At 62.1% G+C, this 21625-nt stretch carries 17 protein-coding genes and 3 pseudogenes; 10 read left to right on the top strand and 10 right to left on the bottom strand.

What is annotated here, in order from left to right:
* Position 1: 1 nt before the first annotated feature.
* Entirely contained in the window at positions 2-892 is an 891-nt protein-coding gene (locus ED21_RS10500; protein ID WP_006833882.1) for a LysR family transcriptional regulator, read from the bottom strand.
* Between the two features lie 100 nt (positions 893-992).
* On the opposite strand from ED21_RS10500, the gene ED21_RS10495 reads away from it, so the two are divergent.
* The 5 genes from ED21_RS10495 (at position 993) to ED21_RS10475 (ending at position 4884) form a co-directional block, all read left to right on the top strand.
* A complete protein-coding gene (locus ED21_RS10495) occupies positions 993-1691 on the top strand; it encodes a pirin family protein (RefSeq protein ID WP_006833881.1) in 699 nt (232 codons plus the stop codon).
* Between the two features lie 42 nt (positions 1692-1733).
* Positions 1734-2294: an NADPH-dependent FMN reductase gene (locus ED21_RS10490; RefSeq protein ID WP_006833880.1), complete on the top strand. Its 561-nt coding sequence runs from the start codon at positions 1734-1736 to the stop codon at positions 2292-2294.
* A 75-nt stretch (positions 2295-2369) separates the two neighbouring features.
* Positions 2370-3002, top strand: a complete 633-nt coding sequence (locus tag ED21_RS10485; protein ID WP_006833879.1) for a YceI family protein — start codon at positions 2370-2372, stop codon at positions 3000-3002.
* Positions 3003-3063: 61 nt separating this feature from the next.
* Positions 3064-3915 (top strand): 4,5-DOPA dioxygenase extradiol, encoded by an 852-nt coding sequence (gene ygiD, locus ED21_RS10480; protein WP_006833878.1) that lies wholly within the window; start codon positions 3064-3066, stop codon positions 3913-3915.
* On the top strand, positions 3916-4884 hold the full coding sequence (locus ED21_RS10475; RefSeq protein WP_006833877.1) for a hypothetical protein: 969 nt from the start codon (positions 3916-3918) through the stop codon (positions 4882-4884).
* Positions 4885-5209: 325 nt separating this feature from the next.
* Here the strand turns inward: ED21_RS10475 and ED21_RS10470 are convergent, their stop codons facing one another.
* From ED21_RS10470 to ED21_RS10460, 3 genes are all read right to left on the bottom strand, one after another.
* The gene (locus ED21_RS10470) at positions 5210-5809 is read right to left on the bottom strand and encodes a DUF2971 domain-containing protein (protein ID WP_006833876.1); all 600 of its coding nucleotides are present in this window, start codon (positions 5807-5809) and stop codon (positions 5210-5212) included.
* A 563-nt stretch (positions 5810-6372) separates the two neighbouring features.
* Complete coding sequence (locus ED21_RS10465; RefSeq protein WP_006833874.1) at positions 6373-7494, bottom strand: patatin-like phospholipase family protein; 1122 nt, start codon at positions 7492-7494, stop codon at positions 6373-6375.
* A 61-nt stretch (positions 7495-7555) separates the two neighbouring features.
* Positions 7556-8164 (bottom strand): TetR/AcrR family transcriptional regulator, encoded by a 609-nt coding sequence (locus ED21_RS10460; protein ID WP_006833873.1) that lies wholly within the window; start codon positions 8162-8164, stop codon positions 7556-7558.
* A gap of 294 nt (positions 8165-8458) precedes the next feature.
* On the opposite strand from ED21_RS10460, the gene ED21_RS10455 reads away from it, so the two are divergent.
* From ED21_RS10455 to ED21_RS10440, 4 genes are read left to right on the top strand one after another with little or no spacing between them, the layout of a single operon-like run.
* Entirely contained in the window at positions 8459-9916 is a 1458-nt protein-coding gene (locus ED21_RS10455) for an efflux transporter outer membrane subunit (protein ID WP_066842334.1), read from the top strand.
* The gene (locus ED21_RS10450) at positions 9913-11019 is read left to right on the top strand and encodes an efflux RND transporter periplasmic adaptor subunit (protein ID WP_192796942.1); all 1107 of its coding nucleotides are present in this window, start codon (positions 9913-9915) and stop codon (positions 11017-11019) included. Before ED21_RS10455 ends, ED21_RS10450 begins: the two co-directional genes overlap by 4 nt.
* The gene (locus ED21_RS10445; RefSeq protein WP_006833870.1) at positions 11016-14144 is read left to right on the top strand and encodes an efflux RND transporter permease subunit; all 3129 of its coding nucleotides are present in this window, start codon (positions 11016-11018) and stop codon (positions 14142-14144) included. The genes ED21_RS10450 and ED21_RS10445 overlap by 4 nt, the downstream gene beginning before the upstream one ends.
* A gap of 31 nt (positions 14145-14175) precedes the next feature.
* On the top strand, positions 14176-15105 hold the full coding sequence (locus tag ED21_RS10440) for a LysR family transcriptional regulator (protein WP_034922319.1): 930 nt from the start codon (positions 14176-14178) through the stop codon (positions 15103-15105).
* Positions 15106-15440: 335 nt separating this feature from the next.
* On the opposite strand, the gene ED21_RS10430 is transcribed toward ED21_RS10440, so the two are convergent.
* The 4 genes and pseudogenes from ED21_RS10430 to ED21_RS10415 form a co-directional block, all read right to left on the bottom strand.
* Positions 15441-15665, bottom strand: coding sequence for a DUF2274 domain-containing protein (locus ED21_RS10430; RefSeq protein ID WP_006833866.1), 225 nt, complete (start codon positions 15663-15665; stop codon positions 15441-15443).
* Positions 15662-16450, bottom strand: coding sequence for a TrbI/VirB10 family protein (locus ED21_RS10425; RefSeq protein WP_034922380.1), 789 nt, complete (start codon positions 16448-16450; stop codon positions 15662-15664). Before ED21_RS10425 ends, ED21_RS10430 begins: the two co-directional genes overlap by 4 nt.
* A gap of 346 nt (positions 16451-16796) precedes the next feature.
* Positions 16797-17675 (bottom strand): annotated as a pseudogene (locus ED21_RS10420) (ParB/RepB/Spo0J family partition protein); the annotation flags it as partial.
* A 129-nt stretch (positions 17676-17804) separates the two neighbouring features.
* Positions 17805-19004, bottom strand: a complete 1200-nt coding sequence (locus ED21_RS10415) for a hypothetical protein (protein ID WP_006833863.1) — start codon at positions 19002-19004, stop codon at positions 17805-17807.
* A 287-nt stretch (positions 19005-19291) separates the two neighbouring features.
* Here ED21_RS10415 and ED21_RS10410 point away from each other — a divergent pair, with 287 nt between their 5' ends.
* A complete protein-coding gene (locus tag ED21_RS10410; protein ID WP_034922374.1) occupies positions 19292-19504 on the top strand; it encodes an AlpA family transcriptional regulator in 213 nt (70 codons plus the stop codon).
* Here the strand turns inward: ED21_RS10410 and ED21_RS10405 are convergent.
* Both ED21_RS10405 and ED21_RS15635 read right to left on the bottom strand, forming a co-directional pair.
* Positions 19496-20731 (bottom strand): annotated as a pseudogene (locus tag ED21_RS10405) (tyrosine-type recombinase/integrase). The gene ED21_RS10410 and the pseudogene ED21_RS10405 overlap by 9 nt on opposite strands.
* A 412-nt stretch (positions 20732-21143) precedes the next feature.
* Positions 21144-21625 (bottom strand): annotated as a pseudogene (locus ED21_RS15635) (ABC transporter substrate-binding protein); the annotation flags it as partial.

Here is a 21625-nt window from a genome sequence, read left to right as displayed (position 1 = left end):
GTTATAACGCTCTCTCGAGCGCCTGCAGCAACCATGCCGTCGCAGGACCCGGCAGCCGGTCCTTGCGCCACAAGGCCGAGAGCCGGTAATCCACGCTCGTGCCTTCGGGGAGATCAAGGATCCTCAGACGATCTTCGGCGATGTCATCCGCGACCAGATGGCGAGGCATATTGCCCCAACCGCTGCCCCCGATAAGAAGCGCGCGCTTCGCCCCAAGGTCCGCCAGTCGCCAGCTGCGCGGGCTCACTACCGAAAAGTCCTGCCCTTCGGTATAGGTGGAACGGTCGGTCAGGACGAGCTGCAGGTAATTGCGGGCCTGGCCAGGACGGATTTCGGCCAGCTGCGAGAGTGGGTGTCCTGGCGCGGCGACCGGTACCAGTTCGACGCTGCCGATTTCCTTGCGCTCGAGTTCGGGCAGATCGAGCAGCACGGGGCCGGCCACCGCCAGGTCGGCGCGCGAATGGAGGAGAAGTGCGGCCACGGCGCCCAGCGCCTCGACGTGCAGCCGCAAATCGACCAGCGGGAACGCCTGCTGAAAATCCTGAAGGATCGCCGACACCGCACCGAACGGCACCATGACATCGAGCGCCAGCGACACTTCGGTTTCGACGCCTGCATGGATGCTGCGCGCCCTGGCGACAAGATCGTCGGCATCGTCGATCACGGCCCGCGCCGACGCCAGCAGCGACCGGCCTGCAGCGGTCAGCCGCGGGCGCCGCGATCCTTCGCGGTCGAACAGGCTGACGCCAAGCTGCCCCTCGAGCGTGACGATCCCGTAGCTGACCACCGAGACCGCCCTGCCAAGCTTGCGCGCCGCGGCGTTGAAGCTGCCTTCGTCGTGCACCGCAAGGAAGAGACGCAACTGGTCGAGGGTAGGCTGGCCGATTTGCACTGTTCAACTCCATGGAACATTTAGGCCAAGTTTATCCGGGTTTTCCGATCGCAATTCAAGGTCCATATCGGGTTCAAGACGCTGATACGGAGTAAATCACATGATCGAGGTCAGGAAATTCGACACGCTGGGGTCCGCCAATCACGGCTGGCTCGATGCGCACCATCACTTTTCCTTTGCCGGTTACCACGACCCTGCACGGACAAGCTGGGGCAGCCTGCGTGTCTGGAACGACGATACCATCGCCGCGAGGTCAGGTTTTCCGCCGCACCCCCACAACGATATGGAGATCATCACTTATGTCCGCGAGGGCGCCATCACGCACCGCGACAGCATGAACAACGAGGGCCGAACCGAGGCAGGCGATGTCCAGGTCATGTCGGCCGGCAAGGGCGTAACGCACTCAGAATACAACCTCGAGGACAAGACGACCCGCATCTTCCAGATCTGGATCATTCCCGACCAGCGCGGCGGCGAGCCCGCTTGGGGTGCACGCCCGTTTCCCAAGGATGACCGTACCGGCAGGTTCGTGACGCTCGCTTCGGGGCTGCCCGGAGACGATGATGCACTCCCGATCCGCACCGGGGCGCGGGTTCTCGGCGCGACGATCCGCGCCGGGGAGAGCGTAACCTACGAAACCACGCCCTACCGGCACCTCTATTTGGTTCCCGCAACCGGCAGTGTCCGGATCGAAGACCAGACTGCCGAGGCACGCGACGGCGTCGCGATCACCGGCCTCGACCGGTTCACGATCACAGCGGTCAACGACAGCGAAATCGTCCTGGTCGACGCCGCCTGATCCACCGTTTCATTCATCCAGAACTATTCTCAGGAGATCCTCATGTCCAAGTCCTACAAAGTCGCCGTTGTCGTCGGCAGCCTGCGCAAGGCGTCGGTCAACCGGAAAGCCGCCGAGGCGGTCACCCGGTTGGCGCCCGACAATCTCGCGTTCGAGTTCGTCGAGATCGGCGACCTTCCCCTCTATGACGAGGATGTCGAGGCCGCCGGCGCACCAGCCCCGTGGACGCGTTTCCGCGAGCAAATTTCTGCCGCCGATGCGGTCCTGTTCGTGACCCCCGAGTACAACCGCTCGGTGCCTGGTGCGCTCAAGAACGCGATCGACGTGGGCTCAAGGCCTTACGGCCAGAGCGCCTTCGCGAAGAAGCCCACGGCGGTAATGTCCGTGTCCCCGGGCGGAATCGGCGGGTTCGGCGCGAACCATCACCTACGCCAGTCGCTGGTGTTTCTCGACATGCCGGTCCTGCAGCAACCCGAAGCCTACATTGGCGGCGGCTGGGAGCTGTTCGACGATGCGGGCGAGTTCAAGAGCGACGACACCCGGAAGTTCTTCAAAAGCTTCGCCGATGCCTTCGCATCGTGGATCGAGCGCACCGCCGCCTGATCACCGTTCCCCATCAATCAGTTTAGGCCTGCCCCGACTGCGGGGTTCGGCTCTCCATCGTCCAAGGAAACCACCATGAACCACAAGTATGCCATCATCGCTGCGTTAGGCGTTGCCGTCCTTTCGGGAGGCGCCATCGCGCAGAGCGACGCTCTGACGCAAAATCCGGTGGAGGTCCGCTCGGGTAGCTATGTCCTCGACCCTGCGCACGGCAAGATCACCTGGTCGGTCGATCACATGGGCTTTTCGACCTATGTTGGGCAGTTCACCGATGTCGCGGCCACGCTCGATCTCGACGTCCGCAATCCTTCCGCGAGCACGCTTTCGGCCACCATCGATACCGACAGCGTAGGGACGCTCAACGATCAGCTCGACAGCCACCTCAGGACAGCCGATTTTCTCGACACGGCAAACTTCCCGCAGGCGCAGTTCGCCGCCACTTCGATGAGGCTGATCGACCGGGATAGCGCGGCGATCACTGGCAACCTCACATTACGCGGCGTGACCAGGCCGGTGACCATCGAAGCCGATTTCAACCAGGCTGGCATTAACCCGGTCGATCAGAAATATACCCTCGGCTTCGACGGCGAGGCCACGATCAAGCGGTCCGACTTCGGCATCATCTACGGACTGCCAATGCTGGGTGACGAGGTCACTCTGACCCTGGAGGCCGAGTTCAAGCTCAACGAGACGGCGAACGGCAACTGACGGCACATTCCTGCGTCCCTTTCGTTGATCCCCTGTCTCATTACCCTGCTGGAGACTCCCAATGCCCCGCATGCCCGCTCTCTTCATTGGCCACGGCAGCCCGATGAACACGCTCGAAGCCAACGGCTACACCAATGCGTGGCGGGCATTCGGGCGAACGCTGCCCCGGCCCAAGGCAATCCTCGCGGTGTCGGCGCACTGGTACTTCGGCGCGACCGCAGTGACCGCGATGGCGAGGCCAAGGACGATCCACGACTTCTACGGCTTTCCGCAGGAGCTCTTCGCATTCGATTATCCCGCGAAGGGCGATCCCGATCTCGCCGGCGAAATCGTTGAAGCGGTCAAACCCCAGTGGGTCGGTCTCGATCAGGACCAGTGGGGCCTCGACCATGGCACCTGGTCGGTGCTTGCGCATCTCTATCCCGACGCGGACATTCCGGTCGTCCAGCTGTCGCTTAACGCGACGCGGCCCCTCGACTACCACCTCGATCTCGCGCGGCGTCTCTCTGCCTTGCGGGATCGCGGCGTGATGATCCTCGCCAGCGGCAATGTGGTGCACAATCTGCGCGCGCTGCGCTGGGATCAGCCCAACCTTGGCTTCGACTGGGCCCAGCGGTTCGACGACGCGGCGGCCGAACAGCTTCTCCGCGACCCCGCCGACATTCTCAAACTCGCCGAGCATCCGGACTTCGCGGCAGCCGTCCCGACGCCGGACCATTTCCTGCCGCTGCTTTACGCTGCCGGCCTGGCATCGGCAGAAGGCGCGGCGCTCGAAGCGCTGGTGCGTGGCTACTCGATGGGATCGATCTCGATGAGCTGTTACGGTCTCGGTGCCGAGATCGAACTGCGCAAAGACCCGACATGCGCGGCGCGCCTGCCAGCTGGTGTGCCGCCAGAACAAAGCAATATCTGAGTGGTCGTCCGCCTCGAAGAGAAAACTAAATCCCATCCGGACATGTCGGCGAACGCGTTGACCGCCGCAATCATGTGGATTGAAGGAGTAGGCCGAGCTGAAAAAGTCATTTCTGGCGAGGCAGAAACCAATGGCTTTCGCGTTGGTTTGCATATGATGGCGACCACCCCTTACGAAACCGACAGACATTCCCTTGCAGTCCGCTGGCTCGTGATCGCGGCCGCTGTCCTGCAGGTCCTCGTTCCGGTCCTTCCGAGCCTTGGTATCGGCGAGCGGATCGGCTCGCAGTCGGATGACGTGCGGACCCTGATCACTCCCGCCGGGTGGGCGTTTTTGATCTGGGGTCCGCTCTTCACCGGCTCGTTGGCGTTTGCGATTTACCAGGTTCTGCCGCGAAAACGCGATGACCCGTTGCTCGCACGACTGCGTTGGCCGGCGGCAGGAGCCTTCATGGGTAACGCCGTATGGGCCTTGTACACGCAGTCCTTTGGTCTTTCGGCGATCTCGGCCGCGATCATTATTTTCACGCTGGCCTGTCTGCTTTGGACGTACCGGGTGTTCGCCGGGTGGGAAATCGCATTTACGCGGATAAAGCGCTGGCTTGTGGTGCTACCCCTCAGCGCTCTCGCAGCCTGGCTCACGGCCGCAACGATCGTGAACATCGCGGCATCGCTGAGGTATCACGGAATCGAGGGCGGTGATGCTGCGGCTGCAATTAGCGCCGGAATCGTGATCATCGGCGGCATTATCGGGGCCCTCGCGGTCGCACGCGGACGCGGGAACCCGCCATATGCGCTGGTATTCCTGTGGGCTCTGGCAGGAATCTACGCCGCGGGCGGACAACAAGCCGGTATCGTCGCCGTTGCTACCGGGGCCTCGGGCTTGCTGGTCATTGCGGGGCTCATTACCGGATTAAAGGGCGCCCAGCCCGGGACATGGCTGGGATCTCCGGACGCTCAGAACCGGTAATGCTAGCCAGATAAAAAGAGTCAGCGCCGTCGTGATCGAGATATTTCATGTGCACGCAGCGCCTAGTCAACCGTTTGCATCCTCCTAAGACGGCACTCCATAATCCTCAAGACGCGGATGTGTTTTGCATTGGTCTTCGTGTTGGATATCGAAGCCGTTCGTAACATAATTACGAACGATCATAGCGAGAGCAGGCAATACGATATCCTGATCAAGTCGACTGTGCTGAAGCCGATCATCGGGCTGTTGCCTCCGGCGCGGGTGATCTTGCGCCTTGCGGGGCGGATGCTTGCTGGCGTGTTCATCGGAGTCGTTGTTGACCTGTTCAAAGAAATCCGCGCATCCGTCGGACGTTGTCTTCGATCCGGTGAGTAGTCAGCTTGTAGGTGTCACGGGCTGAACCGACTTCCTCTACCGTGAAATCCGGGCGAGCCTTGCGAAGCGCCAGCGCCTTTCCGACCAGAGCCTCTGGCACGCGCGCGCCGAGGATCACGCCGGCGATCAGGTCGGGGTCAATCGCATGGAACAGCGCTTCCTTGCCCGGCGGCCCGGTCACCACGACGCGGTGCTCGGCTTCATAGGCCCAGTCCGACGATTTGGTCAGCAAGACCGGCAGCATGATGTCTTGGGGCGGTCCGGAAAACCAGCGCAAGTCCGGCACCGCATCGCCATAGACAACATCGCCGTGCATCTCGTAATCGGGCAGCGTCGCGAGCGCGGTCACGATCTCGCGCTTGTAGCAGATCGCGAAGCCATGATGCGCGCTAGTATAATGCGACCACATGAGGTGGATGTCCCAGCGCTGCGCGAGGCACAGCACATAGAGGTGCTCGAGCATTGTCATGCGCGGCACAAGCCCGCTGTTCCAGTCGGCTTGCTTGCCGGTCAGCGCTTCCCAGCCATGGTCGCGCTGCGCCGCGGTCACGTCGGGCCGATGCGTGCGGTGCCAAGCCTCATACCATCAGCCAAGTACGCTGTAGCGGTTCGACGTCAAAACCAGGCAACCTCGCGAGATATCGGCTGACTTCTTCGACAGAGTTGCGATCCGGTCTGCGCGGGTTGAGACCCAGACCGCTGTCTGTCAGAACCCAACCGCAACTGGTAACGCCTTCAAGCGGAGTTGCGATGATGTCCGGTTTAGCTAGATGCTTCATGGGTGCGTCGGCCCTACTTCTCCAGACTGACGTGACGCCCAAAGGCAGACTGAGCAAACCAACCCAAGCATCAGCCAGAATCCAGTTAGAACGACCGCGACCATGAATTGGAGCGTTGTCGGTTTGACGCGATCCGCGACCAACCGGTTGAGCAAAGCGATAGCCGCGCCCATGAAGGTGACCTGTTTCGCGCAGTTCAATGCAACTACCAGCAGGCCCGAGAGAACAAAAATTAGCATTCAGATGCAGCGTCCGCTGGCATTGACAGATGCTTTTTGCTGGCCTTCGCAACCCGACGGCCAACGCCGTAGGAGGCCGGCAGGCCCCTACATCATCACTGACGTCCCTGCTCTTCGCCATGGGCGAACAGGGCCTGCATGAATGCGGAATCGAACTGCTCGTCTGGGAAGGCGTCATCATCGAAATCGTCACCGATCTGGTAGACCGCAAGCGTTACGCCATGATGGACGGCGAATTCGCGATAGGACCGTAGGATGTTCCTATCGGCATGGGCGATCATGGTTTCGATCGAGCGGCGCAGGATCGAAAAAGCCGTTGGCTCGACGCCTTCGACCTGCGGCGCAAGGCGGCCATTATACAGAATGGTGAAGGAGCCGTTAGTCACATCCGCTCGCTCACGGAGCTCGGCCTGTCCCCACAGGATGCTGGGCGGTATCGCGAGGAAGCTTCCTGCGGTGCCGCCGTCAACATGCATTTCGCGGAAGGGCTGCCCGTCCGCCTCGACATCGATCATTACGGGCGGCATCAGCGCAGGGACGCTCGAGGAGGCTAGAAGGAGACTCTCGATAAGATGCTCGCGGTTGGGCATCGGCGAGACGGCGATAGAACCCAGATCCCAGATCGTGCCGCGCTGCGTGTCAAGATTGGTCGTAGTTACCAGAAGGCGGCGACCCTTCAGGTGTTCCTCTGCGATCCGCTCGACAAGTTCGGGCGAAACCTCGCGCTCGATCATTTCGAGCAAGGGACGGCTGGTTGCAAAAGCTGGTCCACCGAGCAGCCCGGAGATCGCACGCTGACGGTAGATGTCGTCCGCGTCGATTGTCGTGTAGAGGCGGCGCAAAGCGTCGTCCTCGCTTGGACCTAGAAAAGCAAAAGGCGCGATAAGCGCGCCGGTGCTGACCCCGATGACGAGATCGAAGTCGGGCCGGTCGCCGCGTTTGCTCCAGCCCGTAAGGAAGCCTGCCGAGAAGGCTCCTTTGTCCGACCCGCTGGAGATGGCCAGCAGGTCGATCGGTTCGTCGTCACCCGAGGCTCGCCTCTCCGCCATCCAGCGATCATGCCATGGCCGGATAATCTCGATTGATGCCTCTGTATCGAACCGCGTGCCGGTGAAATCAACGAGTTGTCCACCCATCCGCGCCGCCGAGGAAACGTCTTCGCGCTCGGGCAGAGTTGCGCAGGCACCGAGCGCGGCAGAAAGGACGATCAAAAGCATCGCTCCCGGCGATGTCCGTCTTGGTATCCGCGAGGCGATACCAGGCCTGCGTCGCATGCTCCTATTTGCCATATCGCGCCATGAAGGTCTGATACGCGGCCGCAGCAATCCGGTGACATTCGTCGATCGACGCCTTCTCGCGCGAGCCGTACAAGCGCGGATCGAAAATCCCGACCTTGCAAAGTTCACCCAATTGCTGGGCGGCAAGTTCATGATCGTCGCACGCTAGCTCGCCCCGCCCGGCCCATAGCGCGATCATGCTCGCTACTTCGCGGTTGCCGCGTTGGGGGCCGCTATACATGAAGGTCGAAGTAGCGAGCGGAAAGCGGTCGAAGCCGCCGATGCAGATGCGGCACAGACGCAGCACGTCGTCGTCACGCCCGAACATGCGTGCGAGGCGCGTGGTGATGACCTTGAGACCTTCGGTCGCGGTCATGTCACGCAATTCCGGTGGTACGATCTCGCTGCGCACCCGGGTCAAGGAATGCTCGACCACCGCAACGTAAAGTGCGTTCTTGTCGCGAAAGTGATTGTAGAGCGTCGGCTTGGCGACTTTCGCCTCGCGCGCCACTGCATCCATGCTGGTACCCTCGAACCCCTCGCGTACGAACACGCGCTGAGCCCCGGCGAGAATAGCCGCCCGCTTCTTCGTCTGCGTGATCTTGTTCATCTGCTCCACTTCGTTCCGATCTGAAAGTGGCCATAGGCGATTCGGTTTCAGAAAGCCAACCCGAAGGTTCATGATGAACTTTTGGGTAGCTTTTCTGCTTGGCGTTCGGAATCGATATACCTATTGATCTCTCGCTAAGTTATTCGACATATTTCGTATCTTCTCAGCGCCTTAACGCGACTTTCGCGCAGGAGCGGCTGCTGAAATCCTTCAGGAACAAGCGACTGACTTAGCAAATTCGTTCTAGATTGTACTAGACGGTTCAGAGCGAATCGCCTAGCAGGCCAGCCCATTATGATCAGACTCACAATGCGACCAGGCCACCATCGCCGATGGATAGCCGCCGTTTTTTCGGCGGGTCTGGCAGGCTGCGCCACGGTCGGTCCTGATTACGAGCGGCCTCCTATCGAGGCGACAGCGACCGACTGGATCGATCGGGAAAGCGTACCGGTCGCCGAAGCGGAATTCATCGCCTGGTGGCGCAATCTGGGCGATCCGGTGCTCACTCGGCTGGTCGAAGCTTCGCTGCAGGACAATCTGACGATCCGACAGGCACTCCTTCGGGTCGAGGAAGCGCGGGCGCGACGCGCGCAAATCAGGGCTTCCGCGCTTCCATCGGTCGGAGCCGATGCCTCCGTCACCGCGCTGCAGCAAAGCCTCAACGCCAATCCGGGTTTTGCACAGATCCCCGGCTTTCAGCGAGAACTTGAAATCTACGATGTCGGGGGGTCGCTCGCCTGGCAGATCGACCTATGGGGCCAAACGCGCCGCGCTCTGGAAGCGGGCGATGCGCGCATCGAAGGCGCGATTGCAGCCGCCAACGGTGCACGGCTCGCCGTGGCCATCGAGACGGCTTCGACCTATCTTGCCCTGATCGGATACCAATCCGAGCGCGGCGCGCTTCTCGCCAGCATCGCGGCGCAGCGCGAACTGCTGGCGCTCTCGAATATTCAGCTTCGCGAGGGCGAAATATCGCGTGCCGACCTGCTGCTCGTTGAAAGCGAGCTCGCCCGCATCGAAGCCGAGCTTCCGCGCCTCGATGTCGAGATAAGGGCTGCTGCCCTGGCTCTCGGGCCGCTGATCGGCGGGTTGCCGGAACGAGAGATCGCGCTCGCGACCGAGGATCGGAACGAGGTCGCGCTGCTCGACGTGCCTGTCGGCCTGCGCGCCGATCTGCTCCGAAGGCGCCCCGATATCGCGCGCGCTGAACGCGAACTGGCGGCCGAGACCGCCGAGATTGGCGTCGCGAGGGCCGAGCTTTTCCCGCAGCTGCGCCTCAACGCGGCAGGGGGCTTCTCATCGATCGCGCTAGATACGCTCTTCGATGGCGACAGCACCAGCTATTCCATCGTGCCGTTTTTGTCGTGGCGCGTCTTCGAAGGCGGTCGAATCCGCGCGGAAATCGATCTCGCTCAGTTGGAAGCGCGCCGGGCTGCGCTTGCTTACGAGCAAAGCATTCTAACCGCGCTCGAGGAAACCGAGACGGCCATCGCCCGCTACGACCTGGGACGTGAGGCACTTGCACTGAGCGAGCGCGCCGCGACCCTTTCGGCAGAAAATTACCGCCTCGCCCGCATCCAGTTCCAGTACGGCGCGATCGACCAGCTTCGCTTGCAAGAGGCTGAGCGGGGTCTGCGGAATGCGGAACGCGGCCGAGCGATTGCCTATCGCCAGGCGAGTCTTGCCATGGCGGGGCTGTACGCCGCACTCGGCGGCGGCTGGCAGGCCGCACCATCGGGAGACCCATCGTGAAACATACCCTCGCCCTTTTTGGGTCAGCCTTCTTGCTGGCTGGCTGTTCCGAAACGGAAAAACCGCCCGAGCCCAGACCTGTCGCCTGGGTCGAAGTCGGCGCTTCGGAAACCACATCCGACGATCAAGTGACCTTCCCGGCGCGCGTACGCGCCGAACAGCGCGCGTCACTCAGCTTCGAAGTCGGTGGGACCCTCACCTCCGTACGCGCCGAGATCGGCGATCGGGTCGGACGCGGCGCGGTGGTCGCGACACTCGATTCCGCGACCTATCGCTTCAATGCCGCGTCTGCCGACGCGCAGGTCGTCGAAACCCGCGCGCGGCTTGCGCGCGCCCGACAGGAAGCGGAGCGACAGCGCGCGCTCTTTGCCGAGGGTGCAACCTCCGAGACGCGGCTGGAGACCGCCGATGCCGAGGTAAACAGTCTCGAGGCCCTTCTAGATGCCGGGCAGGCGCAGGCTGGCTCGGCGCGCGAGACGCTTTCCGATACCCGATTGCGCGCCCCCTTTTCGGGTCGTGTGGCGCGCAGGATCGTCGAGCCGGGCACCCAGGTCTCCCCCGGCCAGCCGGTGCTCGAGCTCGACGGTTTCGGAACCGAAGTGGTCTTCAGCGTCCCCGGAACGCTGCGCGATCGGCTTGCCACCGGTCAATCGGTCGAGGTGCTCCGACCGGGACGCGACGTGCCAGCTCTTGCGGCGACCATCACCGAGATTTCCAGCCGCGGCAGCGGGCCGGGCGCCTTCGAAATCGTCGCACGGGTGATGGCCGGTGAAGGGACGATCGAGCCCGGCGAGGTGGCCGAGGTTCGCCTGTCTCGCGACGCCGGTAACGAAGAACCGCGGCCACAGTCCGCCACTTACGCGATACCGCTGACCGCCATCATGCCCACCGGTCCCGATCGCGGAGAGGTATGGGTCGTCGACACGCAAACCGATAAAGTTTCCGCGCGCACCATCCGGTTCGAAGCGGCGAGCGAGAACCGCGTTACGGTAACGAGCGGGCTGAAGAGCGGCGACGTCGTCGTCAGCAAGGGAGCAGCCTTTCTGCAAACCGGTGAGCGCGTCAGTCTGATCGGCGCCGGCGCGCGGCGGTTCGCATCGTGAGCAATCTTTCGGAACTCGGCTTCCGCTACCGCGCGGCGGTTTTACTCATCGTCGTGCTCGCGATGATCTACGGCGTCGCGAGCTATTTCACGCTTCCCGCGCGCGAGGACCCCACGATCACTATCCGCGAAGCCGTGGTCGTTACCGCGCATCCGGGGATGGACGCGACACGGGTCGAGACCCTCATCACCACCCCGCTCGCCGAAGCTATCAAGACGATGCCCGAGGTCGACGAAGTGCGTGCCACTTCAATGGAGGGACAATCGATTATCCATGCCGAAGTCGCCTTCGCCACCGACGATCTTGATCAGGCGTGGGACGAACTGGACGAAAAGGTCGAGGAGACTGTGGGCCAGTTCCCCGAAGGTACGATGGCGCCAATCATCAACGACGAGTTCGGCGATGTCGCGGTCATTACGCTGGCGTTGCAATCTGCCGATTTCCCGATGGACGAGCTGGGCGATCTTGCGGAGCATGTGCGCGACCAGCTCTACACCATTCCCGGCACCAAGCGCGTCGACATCCTGGGTCGACCGCAGGAGCGGGTCTATATCGAGATGAGCAATGCGGTGCTCGCCCAACTCGGCGTTCCGCTCGATGCGGTCGCTGCGGCGCTCGCACAGCAGAACGTCGTGGCGCCCGGTGGCGCAATCGAGACCGAAAGCCGCCGATTGTCGATCGAACCGTCGGGCGCCTTCGAAACACTTGAAGACGTCAGAAACCTTTATCTCGACCTCGGCCCGGCAGGGACCATCCGGCTCGGCGATTACGCGCAGGTCAGCAAACGATCTATCGATCCTCCGTTGCAGCGCGCCTATTTCAACGGTGATCCTGCCATCGTCTTCGCCATCTCGATGGACGAGGCGCAAAGCGTGATCAACTACGCCGATCGCGCGCAGGAAACGATCGACGACGTGCGCCAGTCGCTGCCCGCGGGCATAACGCTTGAAACCATGACCTGGCAGGCCGAGCAGGTGAAGAACGCTGTCTACGGCGTTAGCTTCAACGTCCTCCAGACGTTCGCCATCGTGCTTGCGACCATGATCCTCTTCCTTGGCCTTCGCACGGGGCTCGTAATCGGCGCAGTGGTTCCTGCGGTCGTGCTGATCACACTCGCAATCATGGGCATGTACGGCATCAAGCTAGAGCGTATGAGCCTTGCAACCATCGTTATCGCGCTCGGCCTGCTGGTCGATAACGGCATTGTGATCGCGGAGGATTTCGAACAGCGCCTCGCCGAAGGCATCGACCGGCGCAAGGCTATCGGTCAGACGGGCGGAGAACTCGCCGGGCCGCTCCTCGCGTCGACACTCACCATTATCCTTGTGTTCCTGCCGCTCATGCTCGCGCAGCAGGAATCGGGTGAATACACGCGCAACATTTCGCTCGTCATCCTGATCGCTCTGTCGAGCTCTTGGCTGATCGCGGTCACGGTGATCCCCACCCTGTGCTATTGGTTCGCCAGGCCACCCGAGGAGCAACAGAAGGGCAAGATCAGGGCCAAGGTTGACGAAACGTTCGACTGGGGATCGGCGCGCTACGAGAAGCTTCTTCGCTGGGCGCTCGCGCATCGCAAGCTCTATCTTGGCGGCATGGCCGCGCTGTTTGCTATCGCAGCGGCATCGCTGCAGCTGGTTCCGCAACAATTCTTCCCCTCGTCCGACCGTGCGCAGATACTCGTCTATGCCGACATGCCCGTAGGAACCTCGAGCGTTGCGATGGACGAAAAGGTTCAGGCGATCTCCGAGTTCATTGACGATGACGAGCGCTATCCAGACTTCGACAGCGTGGCTTCCTATTCAGGGTTTGGGGGACCGCGCTTCGTGCTGTCGCTCGCACCATCGGACCCAGCCCCCAATAGGGGTTTCCTCGTCATCAACGCGAAGGACGCGGAGGTGCGCGATGCCGGTGTCGAGCAATTGCGGCAGGACATGGCCGTGGCCTTTCCCGACACTCGGATGCGGATCGCGGGGATGTTCCTCGGGCCGAGCGATCCCAACGTGATCCAGGTGCAGGTTCGCGGCCCGGACCCCGATGTCCTGCTTGAAACGGGCGACAAGCTCGCGGGCATCCTGCGCGAGGTCGAAGGGACGATCGACATCTTCTCCGATTGGGAAGAACCGTCCATGCAATACAGGGTCGAGGTCGACCAAGCGGCCGCGCGTGCGGCGGGCGTGACCTCGGCCGACGTCTCGCGTGCGCTCACGACCTATTTCTCGGGGCAATCCGTAGGCGTCTATCGCGACGGCGATGATCTCGCGCCGATCGTCATTCGTGCTCCCGAAATCGAGCGCACCGATCCGGCCCGACTGGAAGCGGTGACGCTTGTCGGGGCGGAAGGAGCGGTCGTACAGTTGGGTGAAGTAGCGATGGCTTCGCTTGTCCCGCAACGGGGACGCATCCAGAGCGAGAACCTGATCAAGACGCTCACGGTCGAAGCGCGTCCTACCTCGGTCACCCCGCAGGACATGGTTCCGATGGTGCAGGACAAGCTCGACGAGCTCGAGGCGATGCTGCCGCCGGGTCATCATATAGAATGGGACGGCATTATCGCCGAGAGCTCGGAAGGCACCAGCGCGCTGCTCGCCAATCTGCCCCTGATGATGGGGCTGATCGTCATCATGCTGGTGATCCAGTTCGGTGCGTTCCGACAGGCCGGTGTCGTTCTCCTAGTCGTTCCTCTGGGCGTGATCGGTGCGGCAGCCGGGCTTCATATCATGCAGGCCGATTTCGGCTTCATGGTGATCCTCGGCCTGTTCGCTCTGTTTGGCATTATCATCAACAATGCCATCGTTCTCGTCGACCGCTGCGAGATCGAGCGCAGTGAAGCGGAGAAACGTGCACACGATGAAGGCAAAACGCGCGACGATGCTGACGTTGAGCAAGTAGCCGAAGCGGTGGTCCAGGCCGGCATGCGCCGGTTCCGACCAATCCTGATGACGACGATCACCACGATCCTCGGACTCCTACCGCTCATCATCGGACAGGACGTGCTTTTCTACGGCTTGGCCAGCGCTATCGCGTTTGGTTTGGTGTTTGCTCTGGCAATCACATTGGGCGCGGTGCCCGTTCTGTACGCGTGGTTCTTTGGCGCACAGTCCGCCAGCTCGAAATCAGGAAAGTGATGATTGTACCGTCAACATCCGGGGCTCGTAATTGGCATTCGACATTCGTCAACTAAGATATGCAATCGCTGCAGCGGATCACGGCAGCTTTTATCGCGCCGCCCGCGCCCTTGATGTTGAACAATCAACGCTCAGTCGCTCAGTTATGAAGCTCGAACGATCGGTCGGCGCTCAGCTATTCTTGAGGTCACACTCGGGTGTAGCTCCAACGACCGCCGGGTTGCGATTTCTGCGCAGCGCCCGACCTATGGTCGCCAATGCGGACCGGATGATCGCCAACACGCGCGCGGCGGGCAGTGGCCGTGCAGGAGGTTTCGTTGTCGGGTTCAACAACTCCGTCTCTGCTGGAAACCTTCGTGCTACGCTGGTCGCCGCGCAACGCGAGAACCCTGACCTTAAAATCAACGGCGTCGAATCGGACCGCAGTGCACTTTTCGCGGGTCTCGACAGCGGCGAGATCGATATAGCCATCTTGATGGGCGAGATCGCCCGCGATGATTGTCGGCACGCCTCGTTCTGGAGCGAGCACGTCGTCGCTGCGATGTCGAAGGGTCACGCACTCTATGAGCGTGACACTGTCAACTGGACTGATCTGCGTGGGCAGCGCTTTATGCTGCCGACCGCCGATCCCGGCCCGGACATCCGCGACATGCTGATCGGTAGACTTTGGCAGTCGGGCGCGCGTCCGGACATTCAGCTCCGTCCGGTCAGTCGCGAGACGATCCTCAGCTTTCTTGGAGAGACCCGAATGCTTTCGGTTTCCTGCGCGGGCACGACCGGCGCCCTCTATCCCGATGTCACCTATCGCCCGGTGCATGGCGAGCAAGGTCCGGCGCTGATCGCATATTCGGGATATTGGCGGGAAGACAACCCCAACCCTGCCCTCAAGCGGTTCCTCGCTTTCGTGCGCAGTCGCTACGCACTGTCGTTCGAGATCGCGGCGACCACAGAAAGGATATAGTCTCCAAGAGAACGGCCATGACGCAAAGCAAGGCTGGGATCATCATGCTCGTCGTACTGGAGATCGGGTTCCGCGCGGGATTCGTACTTACGTCCGATCATCGCTCTTCCCGCCGCCCCGTCGGTTCCGTCGCCAGTTTCCGGGTCAGGGTCAAATGAGCCGCGCGGCGTCCAGAATTTCGTTGAGCACGTGGCAGAAGCGCGGCAGGTCGTCGTAGACTGCCGCGACGGCTCGGTGCGCGGCACGGAATGTGCCGATGCCGAAGAGGCATTGATCAAGAACGACGCAGAGGAACGCCGCAGGCGGTTTCTTGGCGAATGAGCTTCTGATAGCTGTCAGCCGCTGGCCTTGCGCCGCGCCTTGGCGAACTCGCGATCGGTTGTCATGAACCGCGCCAGCATCGGCGCGACCAGTTTCTCCGGCGCGACGGCATCGCCGCCGGTTTCAGCCGCAAGCGCGTCGGCATAGGCGACAAGATCGCGATGCACCGCAGCCGGAAGCTCGACGCTAAGCTTGACCGGCTTGTCGTCGACCAGCGGGCCGAGTTTGAGTTTGGTCATCGATTTCCTCCGACGGGTTCGAGGATCAGATCGCGGGTCAGGATCACCCGAAGCGGATGGCCGGGCCTGATGGTGAGCGTTGGTTGTACATTGAGCTGCCGATCGACGATCCGCTGGCCGGCCTGGTTGATCGTACTTTGCGGACCGCGACGCAGTGCGCGGACGAGATCGTCCTCCCCGTCCGCGCCCAATTCGGCGCCGACGCCGAGCAGCGTCGAGACGGCCGCGGCCCTGAGCAGATTGCCCCGGCGCTGGTCGACGCGGTCCTGCAGCCCAGCAAAGCCGGCTGCGTCGGCGGCGAGTTGGCGCTCGAGAATGATCGAAAGGCCACCCGGCATGATAAGCCGGTTCCAGGCGAGCAGCACGCGGGTCTGCCCGGCGGCGATCTCGCTGTCATATTCACCGATCGGCCGCGCGCCCTGCGGAACGAGCAGGATACGGCCGGTCGGACTGTCATAGACGTTCGCCGTCAGCGGCGGGCCAAGCTGCGGGACATCAGCATAGTCGCGCGGCCCTGAGGTGACCGCCTCGGACTGCGATCGGCTCTCGGTGTTGTAGAGCTCTTCCGAAGCGCGCTCCTCGGCGGGCAGGAGCGCGTAGATCAGCGACCCGCCGATGCCGAGTCCGGCGACGACACCCACGACCGCGAGCACCTTGCGCGACAGGCGCATGACCCGCGGCGGATCGCCGCGGAGTTGGAACGGGCGCGGATCGGGAGGCACCGTCTGCGACGTCGCCGGCGGAGCGACCGGTTCGGCGTCAGGCGCGTGCGTATCGTCGCTCATCGCCGCCGCTCCCGGCGCGTCGCCATGTTCGCCGGTTGCGGCGTCGGTCCATTTGCCGGTAGCGCCTTTGCCCGCCTCGGGTCCGACGAGCCGCACGAACAGGCTGCGCCCAGGCGTGCCCTCGACGTCGCCCACGAGCCAATAGCGCCCCTGGCGGCGTCCGTTCGGCAGATAGTGCCGGCAGACGCCTTCGGCATTGCGCGCAAGCCGGCGCGCGAGGTCGGATGCGTCGTGCATCTCATCCTCCTTGAGACAGAAAGAGGGTCCGCCGGGGGGATCGGCGGACCCTCGAGGTGGAGCAAGTCCGGGGAGCGGGGACCTACTCGGCGGCGACGGCGAAGGGGGTATGGCCATAGGGAAAATCGAGCCCGACCTCGATCCACTTCCAGCCCTCGGACCGGACCGCCTCCGCTTCCTCGTTGAGCTTCTCGGTGACGAGCATGTCGACCAGGCCGACATCCTGCAGCCAGCCGCCGTCGTCGCTCTCGAACAGGTCGCGCATGACCGACCCGCCCGCTTCGACATAGGCGTCGATGCCGACGAACTGCACGCGCTTGTCGGCGGCGCGCACCGCGTCCTCGGTCAGCATGCGGCGGATCTGGTAGGGCTGCTTGTTGTAGCTCTGCCGTACCGCTTCCCACACCTGCTCCTGCCGCGTGTGGTCGGGATTGACGGTGAACGCCATCAGCTGGTCGAGGTTCATCTCGTCACCGGCGAAGGCGTCGAGCAATGGTTCGCTGACCGACGTGAGCTTCAGCCGCTGCTTGACGACGTTGGCCGAGACGAAGAACGCCGCGGCGATCTCCTCCTCGGACATGCCGGTCTCGCGCATCGCCTGAAAGGCGCGAAACTGGTCGAGCGGATGGAGCGGGGCGCGCTGGACGTTCTCCGCCAAACTGTCCTCCTCGGCGCAGCCGCCCTCGCGCACCACGCAAGGGACGGGCGCGTTCTTCGGCAGGCGCTTCTGCTTCACGAGAAGTTCGAGCGCGCGGTAACGCCGCCCGCCCGCCGGCACCTCGAACATGCCGGTCTCCTTGCCACGGGCATCGGTGACGGCGCGCACGGTGATGCTGGCGAGCAGCGTACGCCGTGCAATGTCTTCGGCAAGTTCCGCGATCGAGACGCCGGCCTTGATCTTCCGGACGTTCGCCTGGGAGAGCACCAGCTTTTCGAACGGGATGTCCCGCGAGGGGCTGAGCGCGATGGTCTTGACTGACTTGGTCATGGGTCTTCTCCATGACGGGCCGGCCGGAAGCCTCTCTCCCGATCCCTCGACCCGTCACGAAGCGCAGCGCCGCCCTCTTCCTCTGAAGAGAGCGACGCCGCGTACTGGACGGATGGCCGGACTGAAGCGCTACGCCGCCAACCGGTCGAGCAGCTTCTTGGCGCGGGACTCGAGGTCGAGCCGGGCGTCCTGCTGCGGCTTGCCCCGCGCATAGGCGGTGATGCCCTGGACAAAATCGAACACGGACTCCGGCGGCCGGCCTTCCTCGGCGAGCACCGTCTCGACGATCTTCGCCGTCTCCGCCTTGCCGAAGCCGCGCTTCCTCAAGAAGTCGGTGCGGTCCTCGTCGGAGCGCGCGACGATACGTTCGCGGGCCTGACGGATGCCGTCGACGAACGGCTGCGGCGAAGAATCGGCAAACCGGGCCAGTGCCGGCGCAGCTTCGTGCGCGAAGCGATTGGCGGCATATTTGGAGTGCCGGATGCTGATCTCCTGGAAGTCCTCGACGCCCCAGAGATTGCGGTTTTGGCAGACGGCACGCAGATAGAAGCTGGCGATGCCGAGCGTTTTCGCGCCGACCTCGCTGTTCCAGCAATAGAAGCCGCGAAAGAACAGATCGGGCGAACCATCGGGCAGCTTGCCCGCCTCGATCGGGTTGAGATCGTCGACCAGGAACAGGAACACGTCGCGGTCCGACGCATAGAGCGTCGTCGTATCCTGCGTGACGTCGACCATCGGATTGTAGACGCCGGTCGACCAGTCGAGAACGCCGGGCACCTTCCAACGCGTGTCCCCCGTGCCGTTGCCGGCGATCCGCTGCACCGCCGCGACGAGATCATGGTCGTAAATACGGCCATAGTCCGGGCCGGTGACGGCGCGCAGCTCGGTGCGGCCATCCTCGGTCTCCAGCGTCTTGACCTGTTCGGCACGGTGATTGCTGAGACCATATTGCAGGTTGATCGCAGCGAGCGGCGCAGGAAGCTGCCGCAGATACGCCGCAGGCGCGCTCACCAGGCTCGCCAGCTGGCCAAAGCTCCAATGGGTTGGCGCGACCGGTTGCTCGGCGTCCGGCAGGACCAACGCGAGCCGCTCGGGATCGTCGCGATTAGCCTCGACCCGAATCGCCGCGCTCTCGACCGTACGCGTGCGACTGCGCTCGGCACTACCCTTCACCGCCGTCATTAGATCGGTCAGCGACAGATAGCGCTGGTCGGCCGGGCGGCTGAACCACTCGGACGAAACCCGGTCGATCCGCTGACCGCGGCCTACGTCCACCTTGTAGCCGCCGCTCCGGTCGGGGCTCGCGTCGAGAACTTGAATTTGTGTCATGACATGTCTCCGCGACGGCCCGGCCGGGAGCCTCTCTCCCGACACTCGAACCGTCACGGCGATAGCCGCCGCCCTCTTCCTCTCTCGGACCAAGCCACGAGATGTCGATCAGCGCCCGGAGCCGCCCCGGGGAGAAACCCGCCGCAAAGCACCGCCGCAGATCAGTATTTGCCGACACATCCCCGTTCCTTTTCGATACCGGCGGAGAATGGGTTGCGGGCTGCAAATCAGTCGGCAATCTAGTCTCAGGGAGCGCCGCTAACTCACAGGAAATGGAAGGGCATCCCATGCCGAACGCCGATCGGATCATACGCCTCAAGACCGTACTCGATCAAACGGGCCTCACCCGTTCGACGCTCTATCGCAAAATCGACGAGGGCACGTTTCCTCGGCAAATTCGGATAAGCACCCGAGGAACGGGGTGGCGGGAATCCGAGGTGAAACGCTGGATCGCCGATCCGATGGGCTACGATGCCGACGAGCTTGATGGCTTAGCTTGAATGCGTCGCTCGCTGACCGAAGTCGCCTTTCAAAACCTTTGCTCCGGCGCGCAGTTCATCGAGATAATCGGACCAGTGCTGCATCATGCGAACACGCTCTTCCCAAAACTCCCCGCGCGCGTAGGCGCGACGAACGGCATTGCTGTCCTGATGTGCGAGTTGCCGCTCTATCGCGTCGGGGTTCCAAAGGCCCATCTCGTTGAGAAGCGTCGCCGCCATCGCGCGGAAGCCGTGGCCGGTCATCTCATCCTAGGCGTAACCCATGCGCCGGAGGGCGGCGTTGATGGTGTTCTCCGACATGGGTCGCTGAACCGAGCGCAGCGAGGGAAACAAAAAGCGACTGTAGTCTGCGTCGTGCTCGATCGATGCGATGATTTCCAACGTTTGGCGTGACAGCGGGATTGCGTGCGGCCGACGCATTTTCGTTTTCTCCGCCGGAATCGTCCATACGTTTGCGTCTAAATCGAACTCGGTCCATTCGGCGTGGCGTAACTCTCCCGGCCGAACGAAGACATGCGGGACCAGCTTTAGCGCAATCTGTGTAGTGGGGTGACCGTCGAACGACTCGATTGAGCGCAGTAAGCCGCCGACTTTAGAGGCATCGGTTATCGCCGGTCGATGGACCGCTTTCGGTACAATCAGTGCTCCTCTGAGGTCCACGGTCACGTCACGTTCGGCGCGTCCCGTGGCGATTGCATATCGGAAGATCTGGCTGCAGGTGCTGCGGAGCCGCCTCGCCGTTTCGTACTTCCCTTTCTTTTCCATTTTGCGAAGGGTGAGCAGCAGTTCCGGGGCCGAAATGGCGCTGATTGGCCGCTTGCCAATGGACTTGTCGATGAAGCCGATCAGCCACCGTTTCTTCTTCATGGTGACGGAGGAGCGACCCTCTTTTTCGATCTTCGCGAGATATTCCTCCGCCACAGCCTCGAAGCTGCTTGCGGACGCGACACTAGCGGCAATGCGCTCAAGTTTCGCCTGCTCGCCAGGGTCGTCTCCGCGGGCGAGCACCTCGCGCGCAGCGTCGCACTTCTTGCGTGCATCTGCGAGGCCGACCGCCGGCCACCTTCCAAACGTAAGCGTCTTCTGCTTGCCAAGGTAGCGGTAGTTCATCCGCCAGCTGCGGGCGCCCGTCGGCGAGACTTCCAGATAAAGTCCGTCGCGATCGGCAAGCTTGTACGGCTTATCACGACTCTTTGCAGCTTTGATCGCCACCGCTGACAGCGCCATGATGGTATCTCCTCATCCACCCTTGCCTATACCATCAAAAATACCATCAACTTCATGGTATGTGATGGTATCAAGCCGTTTCCGGTGAGAAACATATACCACAAAAAAATGTCGGAAAACAGCCACTTCTGGGACGTTTTGAGCTGTCCTGAGAAGGGTAAATGGTGCCAGAAGAGGCATCACATTCGAACTTCTTTTCCGTTTAATTTCTGATGTTTAGATATTTCGGTCAAGCTGAAAAGCCCGCAAAAGGCCCGCAAAATCCCTCTAATGTATTGGTTCGATGCCTTTTTTAGGACTCGGAATTTCAATTTCAAACTTGACCGCGGAGTAGGTCGTTATCCGCTTTGCGCTCCAATCTCCGCTATTCTACGGGCTGCGCGCTCTGCCCGGAAGCAGTCATCCGTTCGGTTTACTTTAAATCATCGATATTCGTTCCAGCTTCTCTTCTTTTTGGCCGATAGTCTGGGAGGGGAGGATTTGATGTAATTCCCTCAACCTGAATATCTTCGATTTTTTCACTGAGAGGAGCAAGTTCGCGACTAAGCTCGCGAAGGTCCGTTTCACCTTCAACCAAAGAATCTTCGACCGCCGGAATGCCACTCCTTATCTGGGAAAGTTTGTTTTCAGCGTTCTGCACCCCCTCCCTGAATTGGCGAAGGCGTCGTTGCGCGATAGCAGAAGCGCTCCGCCCTGAGATCCGCCGATCTGCATCTCGAAGATTATTTCCCCATCCACCAACCCTTTGCCCTAAGTCTAACAATCTTCCTTTTGTTGAGGCCAATCGTTCGTCCCAACCTTCGGCGTCCGATGCGAGTGCGGCCGTCGTGACTCGAAGCCGGACAAGATCGGAGGTGATCACCCGTTGCTTTTCTGGCTCCAGTCCTTCGTTCA

The sequence above is a fragment of the Erythrobacter sp. SD-21 genome, from assembly GCF_000181515.1.
Taxonomy (GTDB): Bacteria; Pseudomonadota; Alphaproteobacteria; order Sphingomonadales; family Sphingomonadaceae; genus Qipengyuania.
The sequence above is the reverse complement of the archived record's forward strand: the minus strand, read 5'-3'. Positions and strand labels throughout refer to the sequence as shown.